Raw genomic sequence first — 18,314 nt, 5'->3', positions numbered from 1 at the left:
ATTTATAAAAGTATATATCTATCTTAAGGATTAAGTTTTATGACAGTAATGAAATTCGAGATCTCTAAAAAACAAGGTAAAGCAAGAAGAGGAAAAATAACTTTCCCTCGTGGAGAAATCCAAACACCTGCTTTTATGCCTGTAGGTACTTATGGTGCAGTGAAATCATTATCACCAGTAGAGCTTAAGGAAATGGGTGCTGATATTATCTTAGGTAATACTTTTCATCTTTGGCTACGTCCAGGTACTGATATCATTAAAAAACATGGGGACTTACATGATTTTATAGGATGGGATAAGCCTATTTTGACAGATTCTGGCGGGTTTCAGGTCTTTAGTTTAGGCAAATTACGTAAACTTACAGAAGATGGGGTAACATTTAGTTCGCCTGTTAACGGCTCAAAAGTTTTTTTATCTCCTGAAATATCAATGCAAGTTCAAAAGGATTTAGGCTCTGATATTGTTATGTGTTTTGATGAATGTACACCATATCCAGCAACTGAAAAAGAAGCTAAAGAGTCTATGGAACTTTCTATGAGGTGGGCAAAAAGATCCAAAGATGCTCATGGAGATAACTCATCAGCATTATTCGGTATTATTCAGGGTGGCATGTATGAGCATTTGCGAGATGAGTCTTTAGAAAAACTTACAGAAATTGACTTTGACGGATACGCTATAGGTGGTTTATCTGTTGGTGAACCTAAAGAGGACATGATAAGAATATTAGACCATATTGCTTGTAAAATGCCAGAGGATAAGCCTAGATATCTAATGGGAGTTGGAACTCCAAAAGATTTGGTCGAAGCAGTATATAGAGGTGTGGATATGTTTGATTGTGTAATGCCTTCACGTAATGCAAGAAATGGACATATCTTCACATCAGAAGGAATTATTAGGATTAGAAACTCTAAATATAAAGAAGACACATCTGCATTGGATCCAAATTGTGATTGCTATACATGTAAGAATTTTAGCAAGAGCTATTTGCACCATCTTGATAAAACTAAGGAGATTTTAGGCTCAAGATTAAATACTATCCATAATCTAACTTTTTACCAAAGTTTAATGAAAAAGATTCGTAAAGCTATAGAAGAGGACAGTTTTGAAGAGTTTAGAAACGGGTTTTTAGAAAATTATAAATAATTAGTCATTAATTATGTGTTTGATGGGTTTAGTTTTATTAATATTTGCCTTCTTTAGAGTCTCTATAAAGATGTTGCTTTAGTATTTTTTAAATTTTATATTATAATAATATAAAATTTTTTATATTATTATATTTTAGTTAAAGATGGTATTTAATGAATTTATTTTAACTTTTTTTATATTTTAATTAAGATATCTTGGTTTGATACGGGTAGCTCTAAGTTAACAATTCACAATTTATTAATATGTCATTAGAAACATATAATTTTAGTTTGCAACAGCCCCGCATTGTAAGGTAGACGATGGAAGGTTATTGACTTTATTACTATGGGGTACAAAAATTTTTTAAAGCTTTAAAAAAATGACAAATATAATATTTCAAACCCAGAAAAATAGAAATTATGAATTTGACAAATATGTTAATGACTATGAAAAGCAAGATATTTGTTACGAAGTTCCTTTTATTTACCAGAATAAAATAAACTTGTGCTCTATTTCTTCTTTTTATATGATGCTTTTGTTTTTTAAACGATATGATGAGCTAGACAAAAGTGAATTAGCAAAGTGTATAGAGCATTCTCCATATAATGCAAATATTTATCAATTTTATACTAACAAAGGTATACCATATATTCATAACGATAATAATTTTTTAGTAGAAATTAAAAAGAAGTTTGGTTTTAATATACAACATTGGGACATTAGAGATTATGGTGAAAGTAAAAATGGTATATATGAGCTTCTTGATAAGGAGGGACCATTTGCTGTTGTACACGAATGGAAACATGTAGTTTTGGTAAAGGGGATTATAGGAAATAATGTAATTTTTCATGATCCATGGAGCGGAAGGAATTTACAGTGTAGATACGATGATAGGTCATGGGATTGGACTAATGCATGGTTACATGACCCAGGACCTTTATTTAACAGAAACGACATCATTGTTAAGAAAAATTTTAAAACTTATTTAACAGAAGCCATAAACGCTTATATGACTGCGTATAAACAACAAGGAAATAGAGGGTTATTCCATAGACACTCTAAATCAGGCCTAGATAGAATAAATAAATTCTTAGAAAATATAAAAACGATTACAACAAATGATAGCCTTATGCTTGAAATAAGAAGATTTATGTTAAAAGAATACCCGTATAATCTATATAGTGGGCAAATTAATCTTAATAGGCATTCAGGAGCAACATATCTTCTACTTGCTATACGCTTATATCTTAAGCAAGCTGTAGAAAATGATTTAGGTGTACATTTATTTAGAATAAACGAGCATTTAAAAACCATAAATCCTAATATACTTATAATAGACTGGAGCTCTAAAATCAGGGAAAATATAAAGAACTTTATATGTAAAAATTGCAAGATGAGCTTTTAGGAAAATTCACAGAATCTGTAGAGCAATAGAGGATGGTGCGTTTAAAGAGTTCGGAAAAGCTTTTTTTAAAGCTTGTGAATGATAGGTTATAAATTTGATGGGAGCGGTATTATAATATAAGTTGGTTATGTGCAAAATTATTTTTATTTTTTTAATCTCTTACATCTTTTTTTAAAAATTTCATTAATAAGTAAGTAAAGCTTTGTTTATAATTTATATTTCATAAACTTTATTAAGATGAGCAAGGTTAATCGTAATTTTAAGTTACAGTGATTCGCTACTACCTTTATTTTGGCTGGCGATATGTTTATCACAATTTTTTAATAAGTGATTAACACATTGATAATACTCCTTTACTAAGGTAAAATTCAAACGATTAAAATAAAAATTTTTGGAGAAAAATAATGAAAAAGATTATATTGTCTTTAGCGGCTATTGCGTTGTTTACTACAAATTCTTTTGCTGCAGATGCAGCGCAGTCTGCAGGTAGCCCGTATAGTGGTCTTTTAATGTTGGTAGTGTTTTTTGCTATATTTTGGTTTTTACTTATTAGACCACAGCAAAAGAAAAACAAAGAACTTCGTAAAATGTTATCTGAATTAGCTAAGGGTGATGAGGTTGTAACTAATGGTGGGATTATTGGTAAAATAGCTAAGTTAGATGACACTTTAGTTGACTTGGAAATTGCTGAAAATATAGTTGTAAAAGTACAAAGAAATGCTGTATCAAATATTTTACCAAAAGGGGCTACTAAGGCTTAATAAGCTTTGAATCTTATTTTTTTAACCTTTTTCTTTTTTATAAAAGGACCTTTCAATGAGCAATAATAAAAGTTTTCCTATAAATCAGTTTCCATTATGGAAAAACCTTTTGATAGCTTTTATATTAGTGATAGCTTTATTTTATGCTTTACCAAATATTTTTGGTAAAAGTCCAGCTTTGCAAATATCACAAAAAAATGGTGATATAACTAGCCAAATTCTTACTCAGATCGAGGACATTTTAGGTAAAAAAAATATAATTTACCAAAAAGCAACCATAGCGGAGGATAAAAGTAATATTGCAGTAATTTTTGGGGATGTTGCTGAGCAGCTTAAAGCTAAACAAATTTTAAAAGAGCAATTAGGAAACCAGTATATTATAGCTATGAATATGCTTACTAACTCTCCTAATTGGTTGTCAGTGTTAGGTGCTAATCCAATGAACTTAGGTTTGGATCTACGTGGCGGTATGTATCTTATGTTAGAAGCTAATACCCAATCAGCTTTAGACGCTCAGCTTGGTAATACTTTAAGTATAATCTTAAATGCGGCCAAAGAAAAAGGTATAAATATAAATAATTCGACAAAAGCAGAAGATAAGACTGTTACTAATGTACCTACAGAGTACACTAATAATGGTTTTATTTCACTAACGTTGAATAACCCTTTAGACATGCAAAAATTTATAACATACCTAGACACAGATTTTAGAAAAAACCAAGATCCTGACGTTCTTTACACAGCTAAGGGTAACACAATATTTATTACTTATACGAGTCCAAAGATATTGCAGTTAGAGCAAAGTGCTATATCTCAAGTAGTAACAGTCATGCGTAATCGTATTAATGCTCTTGGTGTGGCTGAAGCGTCAGTAGCTCAAGCTGGACAAAATCGTGTGGTTATAGAAATACCAGGTTTACAAGATGCTACCCAAGCTAAGCAGATATTAGGTGGTACATCTACAGCAAATTTTTATTTAGTGAATCCTGTTACTAATCGTTTAGCTACAGAAGAGCAGGGTTATAAAGTTTATTCTTTAGATAGTGGCAGAGGTTATCAAAGTTACTATAGTTTAAAAGGAACTCCAGTTGCAGGTGGGGCTGATATTATTAGTGCTAATCCATCTATTGATCAACAGACTGGTACGCCAATCGTTATGGTTGAGCTAAGTAGGGGGGCGGCTAGTAATTTTAGAGAAATTACTGGTAAAAATGTTGGCAACCCTATGGGTGTAATGCTTATAAATACAACTTATGAAAAGACGTTAGATAAAAATGGTAAAGAGCAAAACACTGTAAATAAAACTGAAAAGTTGATTAACGTTGCAACTATTCAGTCGGCTTTAGGTTCACATTTTCAAATTACTGGATTAAATCAAAAGGAAGCAAATAATTTAGCTCTTATGATTAAATCAGGAGCGTTACAAGTACCTGTTCATATTGTACAAGAGCAGCAAATAGGTCCAAGCCTTGGTAAAGATAATATTGAGAAAGGGACTCTTTCAATAGTGATAGCTCTTTTAGCAGTTATAATTTTTATTGTGATTTATTATAGAGTTTTTGGTGTTATTGCCAATATAGCTTTAATCATGAACTTACTGCTAATAGTAGCGGTTATGTCAATTATACCTGGTGCAACTTTAACTTTACCTGGTATAGCTGGTATAGTGCTTAATTTGGGTATGTCTATAGATGGTAATGTACTAATCTTTGAGAGAATTAGAGAAGAAATTCGTGCTGGTACACCACGCCAAAGCGCTATTCATATAGGTTATCAAAAAGCATTTACAACAATAGTTGACTCAAATATAACAACATTGATTGTGGCGATAATTTTATTTTTTATCGGCAGTGGAGCAGTAAAAGGATTTGCCATTACTCTAATGATAGGTATAGTAACCTCTATGTTTACAGCTGTTACAGTGTCCAGAGCAATGACAAATTTTGTCTATGGTAAGAGAAAAAAACTAGATAAAATCTCTATTGGAATATAATTTTTAGGTTGGGTTTATAATGGAATTTTTTAAGCAAAAGACTCAGATAGATTTTCTAGGAATAAAGAAATATACAACTATCTTATCGGTGTTAATGATTGTTATATCATTGATTTTTATTTTCGCCAAAGGTCTAAATTTAGGGTTAGATTTTACAGGTGGTTATCAAGTACAAATCCATACACAAAAAAATGAAAATTCACAGACTTTAGCTGATAAGTTGATTAAGGTAGGTTTTGATAACACAACTATTACAACTTTTGGTGAAAATGGTGACTATTTAATCAAATTTGCTCCTAATGTAATTAACTTAAAAGCTAATGATTTAGATGATGCTCAACAACAATTGCAGCAAAAAATAGAAACTGTCCTTAACGCAAAGGTTCAAAGTGTTAACTATATAGGCCCACAAGTTGGTAAAGAACTAGCAAGCAATGGTATTTTGGCTATTATTATAGCTCTAGTGTGCATACTAATATATATTAGTGCTAGATTTGAGTTGAAATTTGGTATAAGTGCATGTTTAGCATTACTGCATGATCCTATAGTTATATTAGGTATATTTGCTGCATTTCAATTAGAATTTGACCTTACAGTTTTAGCAGCTGTGTTAGCTGTAATAGGTTATTCGTTAAATGATACTGTAGTAATTTATGATAGAGTCAGAGAAAATTTTAGAAAAATGCGTAATGCAAGTGTAGTAGAAGTAGTTAATAGAAGTATCAATGATACTTTATCAAGAACTATCCTTACATCAGGGTTAACTATGTTAGTCGTTGTAGTATTGTATTTGTTTGGTGGTAGTTCGGTACATAATTTTTCTTTAGCACTAATCTTGGGCATAGTTGTTGGTACTTATTCTTCTATATATGTTGCAGGCGTTTTAGCAGTAGCTTTAGGATTAAGTAGGGAGTCACTATTACCTAAACAAGTTGAAAACAATGATACGTCAGTATTTTAATGAAGATGTAGTTAGTTTGCAGTTTTAATAGTGTATAATATCACTAAGAGTTTGTAATAAGGAAGTAATATGAAAAAAACTTTTTTAGCGGTAATACTGTCAATTTCTACATTAGGTTTAGTATTAGCTATGTCAAATGACTCTACTAAAGAGATTGCTCCAAAATCTCAGAAGCATTATAGTGATAAGCTTGTGAGTATTTATGCAGAGGATGTAAACGATTCTAAAGTTGTTGATACTATAACATTTAAAAATCTAGATGAATACAATATTTTTTATTGTAAAGATAATAATTGGTGTGAAGTTGTTAATCAAAAAGATGGTAACGTTGGTTGGATTAATTTAGAAGAGCTAAAAAAAGCTCAGGATAGATATGCACAACAAATGTATAAAAAGAATTTAATGCAAAAATTACAACAAGACAACCAAGCACAAAGTCAACAAATAGCAGAGTTACAAGGAATTGTAGTTAGAATGCAAAAAGATTTCTCTGTGGCTTTACAAAATCAACAAATACAAATTAATCAATTAAAGCAGGCTATCTACCGCTAAAAAATAGGAGCCACATGGCTAAAAAAAATTGTTTTCCTATCGCAACTAAGTCTAAAACTTTACCTGTAGTATCCGATAATGATCTAAATTCATATCTTAATTTTGTTAATAGTTTACCTATATTATCGGTTGAAGAGGAGCAAGAGTTGGCAAGACTTTATAAGTATAAAAAGGATTTAGATGCAGCACAACACCTAGTAATGGCACATCTTAGATTTGTGACCAAAATTGCTAAAGGTTTTGCTGGATACGGCTTATCTATTGCTGATCTTATCCAAGAGGGTAACATTGGTCTTATGAAAGCAGTTAGTAAGTTTGATCCAGAACAGGGGGTTAGATTAGTTTCTTTTGCTGTTCATTGGATTAAGGCAGAAATGCATGACTATGTACTTAAGAATTGGAAAATTGTAAAAGTGGCGACTACAAAAGCGCAAAGAAAGCTATTTTTTAATTTAAGGAGTAGCAAGGGTAAGATTGGTTGGTTAAGCTCCGAAGATATAAAGCAAATAGCTGATGAGCTTGGAGTTAAAGAAGAAACTGTTATTGAAATGGAAAAAAGAATGTGTCAAGGGGATGCTAGCCTTGATCTACCATATAAAGATGATGAAGGAGAAGATACAAATCAACAAAGCTTATATCTTGAAGATAAAAACTCAGATGTTGAGCATCAGATAGTCCAGCAAGATTATTATGATAATCTTATGGAAGCTGTAAAAGAGGCTCTAAGTAATTTTGATGCTCGTACAAAAGATATTGTTATGTCTAGATATTTGTTGGAAGAGAAAACTACCCTTCAAGATTTAGCAGATAAATATAAAATTTCTGCTGAGCGGGTTCGTCAAATAGAAGAAGAGGCTTTAGTTAAACTTAAAAAAGCTATTAAAAACCGTAGTTAATAAACCTTTCTTTATCTTAAAATCTTTATCTTGAAATTACTTATGCTAATATAATAGCTATTATATTATAAATTTTTACTAGAGTAATCTGAATGAAAGATTGTATACCTAGACTAAGGTTGCAGGTAAAAAAACAAGTAACTTTAGATGGCTCAAAAAGCTTATCTAATAGAGCTTTAATAATTGCTGCTGTAGCTAAAGGGCAAACTAGTTTTGAAAATTTACCTAATAGTGCAGACGTTTTAGCTTGTGTGGCAGCGTTAAAAGAACTTGGCTGCGATCTCAAACATAACCGAGAAACAAAATCTTTAATTATAAATGGTTGTGACGGAGTATTTAAAAATAAAAAAGCTAAGATTTTTTGTAATGAATCTGGCACTTTAACTAGGTTTATAATTCCTATGTGTGCCACCCAAGACGGCGGTGAGTTTTATGTGTATGCGAAACAAAGAATGATGGAAAGACCTTTAGCTGATCAATTAAAACCACTAGAAAATCTTGGAATTCAAGTTACATACCATAATACTGAGTATGCGATGCCAATAACTATTCATTCAAATCTTTTAAATGGTGGCGGTATACAGGTTGATGGTAAAAAAAGTTCACAGTTTGCTTCTGGATTACTTATGGCAGCACCATTAATGCAAAAGGGATTATCTTTAGAGTCAATTACAGATCACAAGCAACCGTATTTAGAAATGACATCTAAGGTTATGTTAGAATTTGGAGTAAATGTTGAAGTTGATAATAACATTTATAAAGCTAAAAATTCTAATTATGTTTCACCTGGAAGATACGTAGTTGAGCCAGATGTTTCTACAGCTTCATATTTTTGGGCATTTGCTGCTATTACTGGTTCTGCTATTAAAGTTTTGAATGTAACTAAACATTCAAAACAAGGAGATATAAAATTTTTAGAAGTATTACAGAAGATAGGTTGCGCTATTAATTATTATGATGATGGTATCGAAGTAATTGGAAATAACCAGTTAAAAGGGATACATGTTAATATGCGTAACTTTTCTGACACTTTTATGACTTTAGCTGCTATAGCTTGTTTTGCCGAAGGTGACACCTATATAGAAGGTCTTAGTCATACACGTGGGCAGGAGTCAGACAGGGTTGCAGCTATAGCAGAGGGTTTAACTAGATTAGGAGTTTATGTTGAAACTACAAAAGATAGTATATTAATTTCACCAGCAAGAAGTAGTTTAAAATCAGCAGAAGTTGATAGTTATAATGACCATAGAATAGCGATGTCATTAGCATTATTAGGTTTAAGGATTGATAAGGTTATTATTACTAATGCTGAGGCTGTTAATAAAACTTGTCCAGATTATTTTGATAGAATGAGAAGTTTGGTAAGTTAGCTTATGACAGCAAAAGACCGGATTATTATTAAATACCTTCAGCAACGATGGTATAAAAAAACTTTGGTAATTACAAATTTAGAATGTAATTATTCGGGTAATATTAGATCTTTGAAAACAGTAGTTTGCTCAGGGTATTTAGAAACTGGTGAAAATGGGTGTATTTTTGATATACACGCTTGGCCATTTGAGCCTAGATTTTTCGATTTGATCATAATTGATAGTGCTTTTGTAGATAGTAGACAGAAGCAAAAAGCCTTATTAAAGCAGTTATATTTCTGTCTTTCAGATGATGGAGAAATTATCGTTGCAGGAACTACAAACATTAGAGCTTATAGGCTTGTTTCAAAATTTCTCTCAAGCGGTTTTCTTAGTAAAAAAATAGAGTTATTAACAAATTCTGACAGCGCTTTTATTAACTTATTTAAGAGAATTTTTAGCAAAAAATTTGTAGCTTTTTTTAAAAAAGATAATTTCTTTAAAATAGATCCTTTAGAGATTTCAGAGTTACTTGAAAAGCCAGCTAAATGTAAAGCATATAGTGGTGCAAATGCTAAAAGTATATATAAGGGTTATTATGAAAAAAAATAGTTTAGTGGCATATACTGATGGAGCATGTAAAGGAAATCCTGGTATAGGCGGTTGGGGAGCTATCTTAAGTTACGGCGATATCACTAAAGAAATATACGGAGCAGAATTTAATACAACAAATAATAGAATGGAGCTTTTAGCTGCAATTGAAACATTAAAAACTCTAAAAAGAAAATGTCAAATTAGTATCTTTACAGATTCAAAGTATTTACAAAATGGAATTAATCAATGGTTGACTAACTGGAAAGCAAATGGCTGGAAAACTAGTGGTAGAAAAGAAGTCAAAAATAAAGATTTATGGCAAGAATTAGACCAGCTAACAAGGACACATGAAGTTAGTTGGCATTGGGTTAAAGGGCATAGCGGCAACCAAGGTAATGAAAAAGCAGATCAATTGGCAAATAAAGCAATACTGGAGCTTATAGAAAAGTCACATGAAAAGTCTTAGTCATAAAAGGATTTTAGTTTTATATACTGGTGGTACTATAGGCATGGTTAGTACAGCTAATGGTTATGATGTAGAAGACGGTTACTTAACAAAAACAATTAACAGCATAATTGACTTTTATAATCATAAAATGCCAAAGTTTGTTATAAAGGAATACAGACCACTTATTGATTCTTCTAATATTAAGCCTACAAATTGGCTGACTTTAGCCTTAGATATTGTTAAAAACTATGGTAATTATGATGGATTTGTAATTTTACATGGTACAGATACTTTAGCTTATACAGCTTCTATTTTGTCTTTTATGCTAGGAGAAATCCAAAAACCAGTCATTATAACAGGTTCCCAAATTCCTATTTCACAAATTCGCTCAGATGCTGTATCAAATATTCTAAATAGTTTTATATTTGCTTGTAGTGATATGATTAAAGAGGTCTGTGTGTATTTTAATAAACGCTTATTAAGAGGTAATAGAACTACAAAAATAAGTGCTACAGGATTTGACGCATTCTTATCACCAAACTATCCTGTACTAGCTCATGCAGGTGTAGATATTAGGGTGGATGATAGATTACTATGGCAACGCACTATAGATGCTAAACCAACAATACTAGAGAATTTGGAAATACCTAATATTGCTATCTTGAGTGTTTTTCCAGGTATGAGTACAAAATTTTTAGAAAATATTTTAGAGCCTCCTATTCAAGGGCTAATCCTTAAAACTTATGGGGCTGGGAATATGACAGATGAACCTAAAATTCATGATGTTCTTGCTAGTGCAAACGATAGAGGAGTTGTAGTAGTTAATTGCACACAATGTATGTATGGAAGTGTTAAGATGGGAGCTTATAAAGCCGCTAGTGGTTTAGTCAAGGCAGGAGTTGTATCAGGGTATGACATGACAGATGAAGCAGCATTTGGTAAATTGTTTTATTTGTTGGGTCAAAAAGGTTTATCACAAAATCAGGTAAAAGAATCGTTTGAAAAATCTTTGCAAGGTGAAGTTACTATTGAAATTTAGTTAGCGGTAAGCTAATGTAGCTAAAAATAAATGGAAAATAAAAAAGTTTCTTAGCTTAAACGTTTTTGTTTTCTAATAGTTTACTGAATAACTACTAACCACTAATATGCTGTGAATAAAACTAAAGTGCTCCGAATAAAATACTAAAATCTTCCTTTGTTTGAAAAGGGTAGATTGCGTAAGCAAGACAGTAGTAGTTTGGCAAAGTAAAAAATTAACAACATAATTTGATGATGAATAAAATAAGTTTTTTAAAAAAAATATAGGAGAATAGTATGAGTAATATAAATGAGTTAATTAAGGGTAATAGAGAATGGGCAGAGGAGGTTAAAAAAACTAATCCAAAATTTTTTGAAACATTATCAAAAGGACAATCTCCAGAGTATCTTTGGATAGGTTGCTCAGATAGTCGAGTGCCAGCTAACCAAGTTTGTGGATTGGTGCCAGGAGAGGTTTTCGTGCATCGTAACGTTGCAAACGTTGTTTCTTTGACAGACCTTAATTGCTTATCAGTTTTACAGTTTGCTATTGAAGTTTTGAAAGTAAAAAAGATTATTGTTTGTGGACATTACGCATGTGGTGGTGTGGAAACAGTTGTAAGAGATAAAAGTTATGGTCTTATTGATAACTGGTTAACGTCTATTCATGAAGTCAAGGAACAAAATAAAAAATTTATAGAAGAAATTTTAGGTTGCTTTAGGCAAGATGAAGAAAATTATATGAAGAAAAAAGTAGATGTTATGTGTGAGTTAAACGCTTTACATCAAGCTTTAAATTTATGTAAAACTACAGTTGTAAAAGCAGCTTGGCAGAAGGGTCTGAAATTTACTATACATGCAGCTATATACGGTGTTGCTGATGGTAAACTATATGAAATAGGTGGAGGTGTAGGCTCTAGAGAAGAGATGGATATCGTTTACGATCAAGCTATAGCATCGATTAAGTCTAGATACTGTCAATAAAATTACTAGTTTAATTCTATCTGCCAATTAATCTGTATAATACATATGCAATTAAACCAGTTGTGATATTTATAGCAAATAAAATAGCTATAAACTGGTTATGACTATCATCAGTTAATAATGTAAATGAGCTTAAAATGCTGTAAATACTAAAAAAAATCAAGCAAGCAGCTTTGAATGGTGGCTTTTTAATTATTGCAATTATTGAAAAGAAACACATACTTAATTGAAAAATACCAATTTGAAAAATTGCAGGAGTGAAAATCCATCCTTGAAATTTGCTTACACTATCCCCATATAACAAACACATGTAGCTGTTAATAAAAGTTATAATGCTGAAGTTGCAGGCTATAAAGTAGTTTGCGTATATTCTACTATGATGTTCACTGTAAATAATAATGCTGTGACAGAAAGCGAGGATAAAAGGTGTTATTAGTAGACATATACTTATAATAATAGTTACCATATAATGATCTTGAAAAGTTGTAAAATAAGTATGTCGAATTTTACAGTAAATATTTTGCCTTGTCATATATTTACAAAATAAAGATATAGACAATCTAGGTGATGATAGTTAAAATTTGCTACTAGGATATTTTGTTAAATAAAAATAGGAAAAAGTTAAAATGGATGTAACTGTTGAAAAGAAAGAAGGAATTAATTGTTCACTACTAATAGAAGTACCGGCTGATGAAATTGATAATATGGTGACTAAGAAAATAGCACAAACTGCTAAGTCAATAAAATTAGATGGTTTTAGACCCGGTAAAGTTCCAGCAAACTTAGTAAAAAAGAAATACGGTGAGCAAATCCGTTTTGAAGTTATCTCTGAGTTGATACCTAAAAAATATACAAAAGCTATACAGGATGAAAAGCTTGAAGTTGCTGGCATAGAAGTTGATTTAAAAGAAAATGAGGAAGGTAAAAATCTTAAGTTTGTAGCTAACCTTGAGTTGTTTCCAGAAATTGAAGTAAATGGTTGTGACAATATAGCGGTTGAAAAACCAATAGTTGAACTAGGTGATAAAGAAGTCAAACAAATGATAGAAAACCTTAGAAAGCAATTTGCTACTTATTCTGAAGTTGATAGAGCTGTAAAATCAGATGATAAAGTTACTATAGATTTTGTTGGCAAAAAAGATGGAGAGGTTTTTGATGGTGGTTCAGCTAATGATACGGATGTGATTATTGGTTCTGGACAGATGATACCAGGCTTTGAAGATGGTATTATTGGTATGCTAAAAGATGAGCAAAAAACTATTACAGTTACTTTTCCGAAAGATTACCAAAATCAGGAGCTTGCAGGTAAAGATGCTCAGTTTGATATAACAGTGAAAAAAATCCAACAACCAGAATTACCAGAAGTAAATGAAGAATTTGTTAAGAAATTTGGAGTAAAAGGTGGGGTGGGTAGTTTTGAGTCAGAAATCAAAGAAAATATGCAACGCGAATTGAAGTTTATAATCCAAAGGAAAATTAAAGAACAAGTTTTTAAAGGGTTAAGAGATATAGTTGAGTTTGACGTGCCAAAAGCTTTAGTTAAGAGAGAGATTGATGCTGCTAAGAAAAACCTACTAAATAGCATGGGTGGAGCAAAAAGTAATTTTGATGTTAACCAGTTGCCAGATAATTTATTTGAGGCAAATGCTAAGCAAAAAGTAAAAACAAGTTTGATACTTGATAGCATAATTAAAATTCAGAATTTTGAGGCTGATGATAGGGAAGTTGACAGCTTATTGGATGAAATGGTTCAAGCATATGAGGAACCAGAAAAAACTAAAGAGCAAATCAAAAAAAACCCGAGAGAAATTAATAATTTAAAAGCACTAGTGATAGAAAATAAGCTAACTGATTGGGTTTTAGACCAAGCTAAAGTTACTGATAAAAAAGAAGATTTCTTTGCGATTATTAAAGAAAATATGCAAGCACAACAAGCTGGGTTTTAAATTAAAATTCAGAGAGAAGAGGTTTTTTTATAGATGATAACTAATAATTTAGTACCTACCGTTATAGAAAAAAGTGCAGGTGGTGAGCGTGCTTTTGATATTTATTCAAGACTTTTAAAAGAGCGAATAGTTTTTTTAAATGGTGAAGTGAATGATCAATCAGCAAATCTTGTCATTGCCCAACTATTATTTTTAGAGTCAGAGGATCCAGACAAAGATATTTATTTTTATATCAACTCTCCTGGTGGAATGGTAACAGCTGGTATGGGTGTGTATGATACGATGCAATTTATAAAGCCAGATGTTAACACTATTTGTATAGGACTTGCTGCTAGTATGGGGTCTCTTTTATTAGCAGGTGGAGCAAAAGGCAAAAGATATAGTTTGCCTAGTTCACAAATAATGATTCACCAACCATTGGGTGGTTTTAGAGGGCAAGCATCTGATATAGAGATTCATGCTAAAAATATTCTACGGATTAAAGAAAGGTTAAATGATATTTTGGCTTACCATACAGGTCAAGATCTTGAAACTATAGTAAAAGATACAGATAGAGATAAATTCATGATGGCAGAAGAAGCAAAAGAATATGGTTTAATAGATAATGTTATTCAGTCACGTGAAGCAATGAAAAAAGTAAATAATTAAAGGAATCTAATTAATAAAGATGTCTAAAATCCTATATTGTTCTTTCTGCGGGAAGTCACAGCAAGAAGTAAAAAATATTATAGTTGGTAGAGAAGGTAACATTTGCAATGAGTGTATTGATAAATGTGTAATTAAAATTCATGGTGGTAATAAGATATTAGATGCTGAAGACATAAGTTTTGAGAAATTACCTAAACCACTAGAAATTAAAAAATATTTGGATGATTATGTCATTGGTCAAGATAATGCTAAAAAAGTTTTATCTGTGGCGGTGTATAATCATTATAAAAGAATTACTTCTAAAATACTAAATGAAGATGATACCGAGCTTAAAAAAAGTAATGTCCTTTTGATAGGGCCAACTGGTTCTGGTAAAACATTATTTGCGCAAACTTTAGCTAAATTACTTAACGTTCCATTTGCTATCGCAGATGCAACAACTCTTACAGAGGCCGGTTATGTGGGTGACGACGTTGAAAATATAATTGTTAGATTATTGCAGAACGCTGAGTTTGATGTGGCTAAAGCACAAAAGGGTATTATCTACATAGATGAAATTGACAAGATTGCGCGTAAATCAGAAAGTGCATCTATAACCAGAGATGTATCAGGAGAAGGTGTACAACAAGCATTACTTAAGCTTATAGAGGGTACAGTAGCTTCAGTTCCACCTAAAGGAGGTAGAAAGCATCCTAATCAAGAGATGATAGAAGTTGACACCACTAATATTTTATTTATTTGTGGAGGAGCTTTTGCTGGTATTGAAAAAACTGTTAAACATAGAATGGATAAGGTAAGTATTGGGTTTAACGCGGATATAGTTGAGCAAAAAAACAGTCTTAACGTAGAAAAATTAATGCAAAAAGTAGAAAGTGAGGATTTAACTAAATTTGGTTTGATTCCAGAACTTATTGGGCGTTTACCTATCGTTACCGTGTTAAATGAGCTAAAAGAAGAGGATTTAGTAAGAATTCTTAAAGAGCCAAAAAATGCTTTGATAAAACAATATATTAAATTATTCAAAATTGATGGTATAGAGGTTGAATTTACAGACCAGGCTCTTATTGAGATAGCTAAAAAAGCTATAGTTAAAAAAACTGGTGCTAGAGGTCTAAGAACAATTCTTGAAGGGATATTACTAGAGCTAATGTTTTATATTCCATCAACTCAAGATATGAGTAAAGTTATAATAAGTGACAAAACTATCTTGGAACAAGAAGAGCCTATTTTAGTTACAAAAACACAAGAATATAAACAGTTAAAAGATATAATTTAATTTACAGGGGTTATATAAACTTATGTCAGAAATTTTAAGCGTTGTTCCTGTTATCCCACTACGAGATGTGGTTATTTATCCTGGTATGACGATCCCTTTGAATGTAGGGCGTACAAAATCAATAAACGCAGTAAAAGAAGCATCCAACAATTATAATAATTCTATATTGTTGGCTACTCAGAAAAATAGCTCTAGTTCAGGTGATGTTGCTGAAAATATTTATGATATAGCTACTTTAGCAAAAATCATACAGATAATGAAGCTTCCAGATGGAAGCTTAAAAATTATAGTCGAAGGAGTAGCTAAAACACGAGTAGATAAATATGTAGATGAAAAGGATTGCATTTATGCTCATATAGAAGATGCTGCTTCAAAGCCTATTCAAACACAAGACTCTATTCAGTTAAATAAAGAGTTAAAAGCTATAATTTTATCTATATCAGAGTCACTGAAAGAGTTTGTTGAATATAGCGGCACTATTACTAAAGAAGCATTGTCTACTTTAATAAATACTCAGCATCCGGAGAAATTTATATATGAAATAGCAGCTATTCTTAATTCTAGTATTGCTAAAAAACAAAAAATTTTAGAAGTAGAGGATTTAAAGGCTAAAGCATTAATTCTACTTACGTGCTTAGAAGAAGAGCTTGAAATACTTGAGTTAGAAGCAAAAATTAAAGATAGAGTAAAAGCTCAAGTTGATAAAAATCAAAGAGAGTATTATTTAAACGAACAAGTAAAAGCTATTTACAAAGAGTTAGGTGAGGCTGATGAAGAATCTGAAACTTCAGCTCTTAAGAAGAAAATAGAATCTGCAAAGATGTCTAAAGAGGCGAAAGAAAAGTGTTTAAAAGAGCTCAAAAAGCTAAAATCTATGCCACCGTCATCTTCGGAATCTGCCGTATCTAGAAACTATATTGAGACTATACTTTCTTTGCCATGGGGTAAGCGCACTAAAGTTAAAAAAGATATTAATTTGGCGGAAAAGGTTTTAGAAAAAGACCATTATGGCATCAAAAAAGTTAAGGAGCGTATATTAGAGCATTTAGCTGTCCAGATAAAGAGAGATTCTAATACTAAAGCTCCTATTTTATGTTTAGTTGGGCCTCCAGGTGTAGGTAAGACTTCTATAGGGCAATCTATAGCCAGAGCAACAGGGAGAGAATATGTACGTATGGCATTAGGTGGAGTCCGTGATGAATCAGAAATAAGAGGTCATCGTCGTACTTATATAGGATCTATGCCAGGACAAATAATCCAGAAGATAATTAAAGCAAAAGCTGAAAACCCGTTATTTTTATTAGATGAAATAGATAAAATTTCGTCTGATTTTAGAGGTGACCCGTCTGCAGCGCTGCTTGAAGTTCTTGATCCTGAACAAAATAATACTTTTAATGATCATTATTTAGAAATAGATTATGATTTGTCAAAAGTTATGTTTGTAGCAACAGCTAACTCTTTGGATATTGATCCAGCTTTACGCGATAGATTAGAGATTATTAATTTGGCGGGTTATACTGAGATAGAAAAGCAAGCTATTGCTAAGCAATATTTAATACCAAAAGCTTTGAAAAATAATGGTCTAAGTAATAAAGAATTAACTTTCACAACAACGGCAATTCTAGATATTATTAGATATTATACCAGAGAGGCCGGAGTGAGAAACTTGCAACAAAAAATTAACAGCGTTTGTCGTAAAGTAGTTAAAAATACACTTAAAAATCCAGAAATTACTAAAGCTTCGATTACTCAAAAAAATTTACAAGAGTACTTAGGGGTTTATCAGTACGATTATGGTGTTAAAAGTTTAAAATCTAAAGTCGGGCAAGTTACAGGTTTAGCTTGGACATCTGTTGGTGGTGAACTTTTAACTATAGAAGCTTTAGCTATGCCTGGTAAAGGGAAAGTTAAATATACAGGTAGCTTAGGCGATGTGATGAAAGAGTCTATTGATGCGGCATTTAGTGTTGTTCGTTCTATGTCAAAAGACTATAAGCTTGAGGATGATTTTTATGAGAAAAAGGATATTCATATCCATGTCCCAGAGGGGGCTACTCCTAAAGATGGTCCAAGCGCGGGTATTGCGATGACTACTGCTTTAGTTTCTGTATACACAAATAAGCCAGTTCGTAATGATATTGCAATGACTGGTGAGATAACTTTAAGGGGAGATGTTTTAGCTATAGGCGGCTTAAAAGAGAAACTTTTAGCTGCATTAAGAGGTGGGATTAAGGAAGTTTTAATCCCAAAACAAAATGTTAAAAATCTAGCTGAAATTGATAAAGAAATAATAGAAAAACTAAAAATAACCCCTGTTAACAACATAAAAGAAGTTTTATTAAGGGTTTTTTAGTATTTT

The 18,314-nt window shown here is 31.6% G+C and carries 17 protein-coding genes; 16 read left to right on the top strand and 1 reads right to left on the bottom strand.

Going from position 1 to position 18,314, the window contains the following annotated elements; all coding sequences use genetic code 11:
• Positions 1-39 precede the first annotated feature (39 nt).
• The 12 genes from tgt (at position 40) to E3E15_RS04880 (ending at position 12,085) form a co-directional block, all read left to right on the top strand.
• Complete coding sequence (tgt, locus tag E3E15_RS04935) at positions 40-1,143, top strand: tRNA guanosine(34) transglycosylase Tgt (RefSeq protein WP_172106815.1); 1,104 nt, start codon at positions 40-42, stop codon at positions 1,141-1,143.
• 361 nt (positions 1,144-1,504) lie between these two features.
• Positions 1,505-2,530 (top strand): C39 family peptidase, encoded by a 1,026-nt coding sequence (locus E3E15_RS04930; protein ID WP_172106814.1) that lies wholly within the window; start codon positions 1,505-1,507, stop codon positions 2,528-2,530.
• Between the two features lie 404 nt (positions 2,531-2,934).
• Entirely contained in the window at positions 2,935-3,291 is a 357-nt protein-coding gene (gene yajC / locus E3E15_RS04925) for a preprotein translocase subunit YajC (protein WP_172106812.1), read from the top strand.
• A gap of 55 nt (positions 3,292-3,346) precedes the next feature.
• Positions 3,347-5,284 (top strand): protein translocase subunit SecD, encoded by a 1,938-nt coding sequence (gene secD, locus E3E15_RS04920; RefSeq protein WP_172106811.1) that lies wholly within the window; start codon positions 3,347-3,349, stop codon positions 5,282-5,284.
• Positions 5,285-5,303: 19 nt separating this feature from the next.
• Positions 5,304-6,245: a protein translocase subunit SecF gene (secF, locus tag E3E15_RS04915; protein WP_035719506.1), complete on the top strand. Its 942-nt coding sequence runs from the start codon at positions 5,304-5,306 to the stop codon at positions 6,243-6,245.
• Positions 6,246-6,314: 69 nt separating this feature from the next.
• Positions 6,315-6,797, top strand: a complete 483-nt coding sequence (locus tag E3E15_RS04910; RefSeq protein WP_172106810.1) for a hypothetical protein — start codon at positions 6,315-6,317, stop codon at positions 6,795-6,797.
• Between the two features lie 14 nt (positions 6,798-6,811).
• The gene (rpoH, locus tag E3E15_RS04905) at positions 6,812-7,693 is read left to right on the top strand and encodes an RNA polymerase sigma factor RpoH (RefSeq protein WP_035719501.1); all 882 of its coding nucleotides are present in this window, start codon (positions 6,812-6,814) and stop codon (positions 7,691-7,693) included.
• A gap of 92 nt (positions 7,694-7,785) precedes the next feature.
• The gene (aroA, locus tag E3E15_RS04900) at positions 7,786-9,063 is read left to right on the top strand and encodes a 3-phosphoshikimate 1-carboxyvinyltransferase (protein WP_035719499.1); all 1,278 of its coding nucleotides are present in this window, start codon (positions 7,786-7,788) and stop codon (positions 9,061-9,063) included.
• 3 nt (positions 9,064-9,066) lie between these two features.
• Positions 9,067-9,654, top strand: a complete 588-nt coding sequence (locus E3E15_RS04895) for a class I SAM-dependent methyltransferase (RefSeq protein WP_172106808.1) — start codon at positions 9,067-9,069, stop codon at positions 9,652-9,654.
• Positions 9,641-10,102: a ribonuclease HI gene (gene rnhA / locus E3E15_RS04890; RefSeq protein WP_155960869.1), complete on the top strand. Its 462-nt coding sequence runs from the start codon at positions 9,641-9,643 to the stop codon at positions 10,100-10,102. Before E3E15_RS04895 ends, rnhA begins: the two co-directional genes overlap by 14 nt.
• Positions 10,089-11,123 carry an asparaginase gene (ansA, locus tag E3E15_RS04885; RefSeq protein ID WP_172106806.1) on the top strand — a complete coding sequence of 345 codons (1,035 nt, stop codon included), beginning with the start codon at positions 10,089-10,091 and terminating at the stop codon, positions 11,121-11,123. The genes rnhA and ansA overlap by 14 nt, the downstream gene beginning before the upstream one ends.
• 275 nt (positions 11,124-11,398) lie before the next feature.
• Positions 11,399-12,085, top strand: a complete 687-nt coding sequence (locus tag E3E15_RS04880; protein ID WP_172106804.1) for a carbonic anhydrase — start codon at positions 11,399-11,401, stop codon at positions 12,083-12,085.
• 16 nt (positions 12,086-12,101) lie between these two features.
• Here E3E15_RS04880 and E3E15_RS07970 read toward each other — a convergent pair whose 3' ends face one another.
• A complete protein-coding gene (locus tag E3E15_RS07970; RefSeq protein ID WP_172106802.1) occupies positions 12,102-12,551 on the bottom strand; it encodes a DUF6790 family protein in 450 nt (149 codons plus the stop codon).
• Positions 12,552-12,711: 160 nt separating this feature from the next.
• Between E3E15_RS07970 and tig the strand changes: the two genes are divergently transcribed.
• Genes tig through lon form a run of 4 tightly spaced genes read left to right on the top strand, consistent with a single transcriptional unit; the run spans position 12,712 to position 18,308 of the window.
• Complete coding sequence (tig, locus tag E3E15_RS04870; RefSeq protein ID WP_172106800.1) at positions 12,712-14,031, top strand: trigger factor; 1,320 nt, start codon at positions 12,712-12,714, stop codon at positions 14,029-14,031.
• 33 nt (positions 14,032-14,064) lie between these two features.
• The gene (clpP, locus tag E3E15_RS04865) at positions 14,065-14,679 is read left to right on the top strand and encodes an ATP-dependent Clp endopeptidase proteolytic subunit ClpP (protein WP_035719486.1); all 615 of its coding nucleotides are present in this window, start codon (positions 14,065-14,067) and stop codon (positions 14,677-14,679) included.
• 19 nt (positions 14,680-14,698) lie between these two features.
• Positions 14,699-15,955, top strand: a complete 1,257-nt coding sequence (clpX, locus tag E3E15_RS04860; RefSeq protein ID WP_172106799.1) for an ATP-dependent Clp protease ATP-binding subunit ClpX — start codon at positions 14,699-14,701, stop codon at positions 15,953-15,955.
• A 22-nt stretch (positions 15,956-15,977) separates the two neighbouring features.
• Positions 15,978-18,308 carry an endopeptidase La gene (lon, locus tag E3E15_RS04855; protein WP_172106797.1) on the top strand — a complete coding sequence of 777 codons (2,331 nt, stop codon included), beginning with the start codon at positions 15,978-15,980 and terminating at the stop codon, positions 18,306-18,308.
• Positions 18,309-18,314 lie beyond the last annotated feature (6 nt).

The organism is Allofrancisella frigidaquae, assembly GCF_012222825.1.
Taxonomy (GTDB): domain Bacteria; phylum Pseudomonadota; class Gammaproteobacteria; order Francisellales; family Francisellaceae; genus Francisella; species Francisella frigidaquae.
Note: the sequence above shows the minus strand (reverse complement) of the source record. Positions and strands in the feature narration are given on the sequence as shown.

What these genes read in the sequence shown, in the direction of transcription:
- tgt (WP_172106815.1), top strand. Translation starts at nt 40, where the DNA reads ATGACAGTAATGAAATTCGAGATCTCTAAAAAACAAGGTAAAGCAAGA.
- E3E15_RS04930 (WP_172106814.1), top strand. Translation starts at nt 1,505, where the DNA reads ATGACAAATATAATATTTCAAACCCAGAAAAATAGAAATTATGAATTT.
- yajC (WP_172106812.1), top strand. Translation starts at nt 2,935, where the DNA reads ATGAAAAAGATTATATTGTCTTTAGCGGCTATTGCGTTGTTTACTACA.
- secD (WP_172106811.1), top strand. Translation starts at nt 3,347, where the DNA reads ATGAGCAATAATAAAAGTTTTCCTATAAATCAGTTTCCATTATGGAAA.
- secF (WP_035719506.1), top strand. Translation starts at nt 5,304, where the DNA reads ATGGAATTTTTTAAGCAAAAGACTCAGATAGATTTTCTAGGAATAAAG.
- E3E15_RS04910 (WP_172106810.1), top strand. Translation starts at nt 6,315, where the DNA reads ATGAAAAAAACTTTTTTAGCGGTAATACTGTCAATTTCTACATTAGGT.
- rpoH (WP_035719501.1), top strand. Translation starts at nt 6,812, where the DNA reads ATGGCTAAAAAAAATTGTTTTCCTATCGCAACTAAGTCTAAAACTTTA.
- aroA (WP_035719499.1), top strand. Translation starts at nt 7,786, where the DNA reads ATGAAAGATTGTATACCTAGACTAAGGTTGCAGGTAAAAAAACAAGTA.
- E3E15_RS04895 (WP_172106808.1), top strand. Translation starts at nt 9,067, where the DNA reads ATGACAGCAAAAGACCGGATTATTATTAAATACCTTCAGCAACGATGG.
- rnhA (WP_155960869.1), top strand. Translation starts at nt 9,641, where the DNA reads ATGAAAAAAAATAGTTTAGTGGCATATACTGATGGAGCATGTAAAGGA.
- ansA (WP_172106806.1), top strand. Translation starts at nt 10,089, where the DNA reads ATGAAAAGTCTTAGTCATAAAAGGATTTTAGTTTTATATACTGGTGGT.
- E3E15_RS04880 (WP_172106804.1), top strand. Translation starts at nt 11,399, where the DNA reads ATGAGTAATATAAATGAGTTAATTAAGGGTAATAGAGAATGGGCAGAG.
- E3E15_RS07970 (WP_172106802.1), bottom strand. Translation starts at nt 12,551, where the DNA reads ATGGTAACTATTATTATAAGTATATGTCTACTAATAACACCTTTTATC.
- tig (WP_172106800.1), top strand. Translation starts at nt 12,712, where the DNA reads ATGGATGTAACTGTTGAAAAGAAAGAAGGAATTAATTGTTCACTACTA.
- clpP (WP_035719486.1), top strand. Translation starts at nt 14,065, where the DNA reads ATGATAACTAATAATTTAGTACCTACCGTTATAGAAAAAAGTGCAGGT.
- clpX (WP_172106799.1), top strand. Translation starts at nt 14,699, where the DNA reads ATGTCTAAAATCCTATATTGTTCTTTCTGCGGGAAGTCACAGCAAGAA.
- lon (WP_172106797.1), top strand. Translation starts at nt 15,978, where the DNA reads ATGTCAGAAATTTTAAGCGTTGTTCCTGTTATCCCACTACGAGATGTG.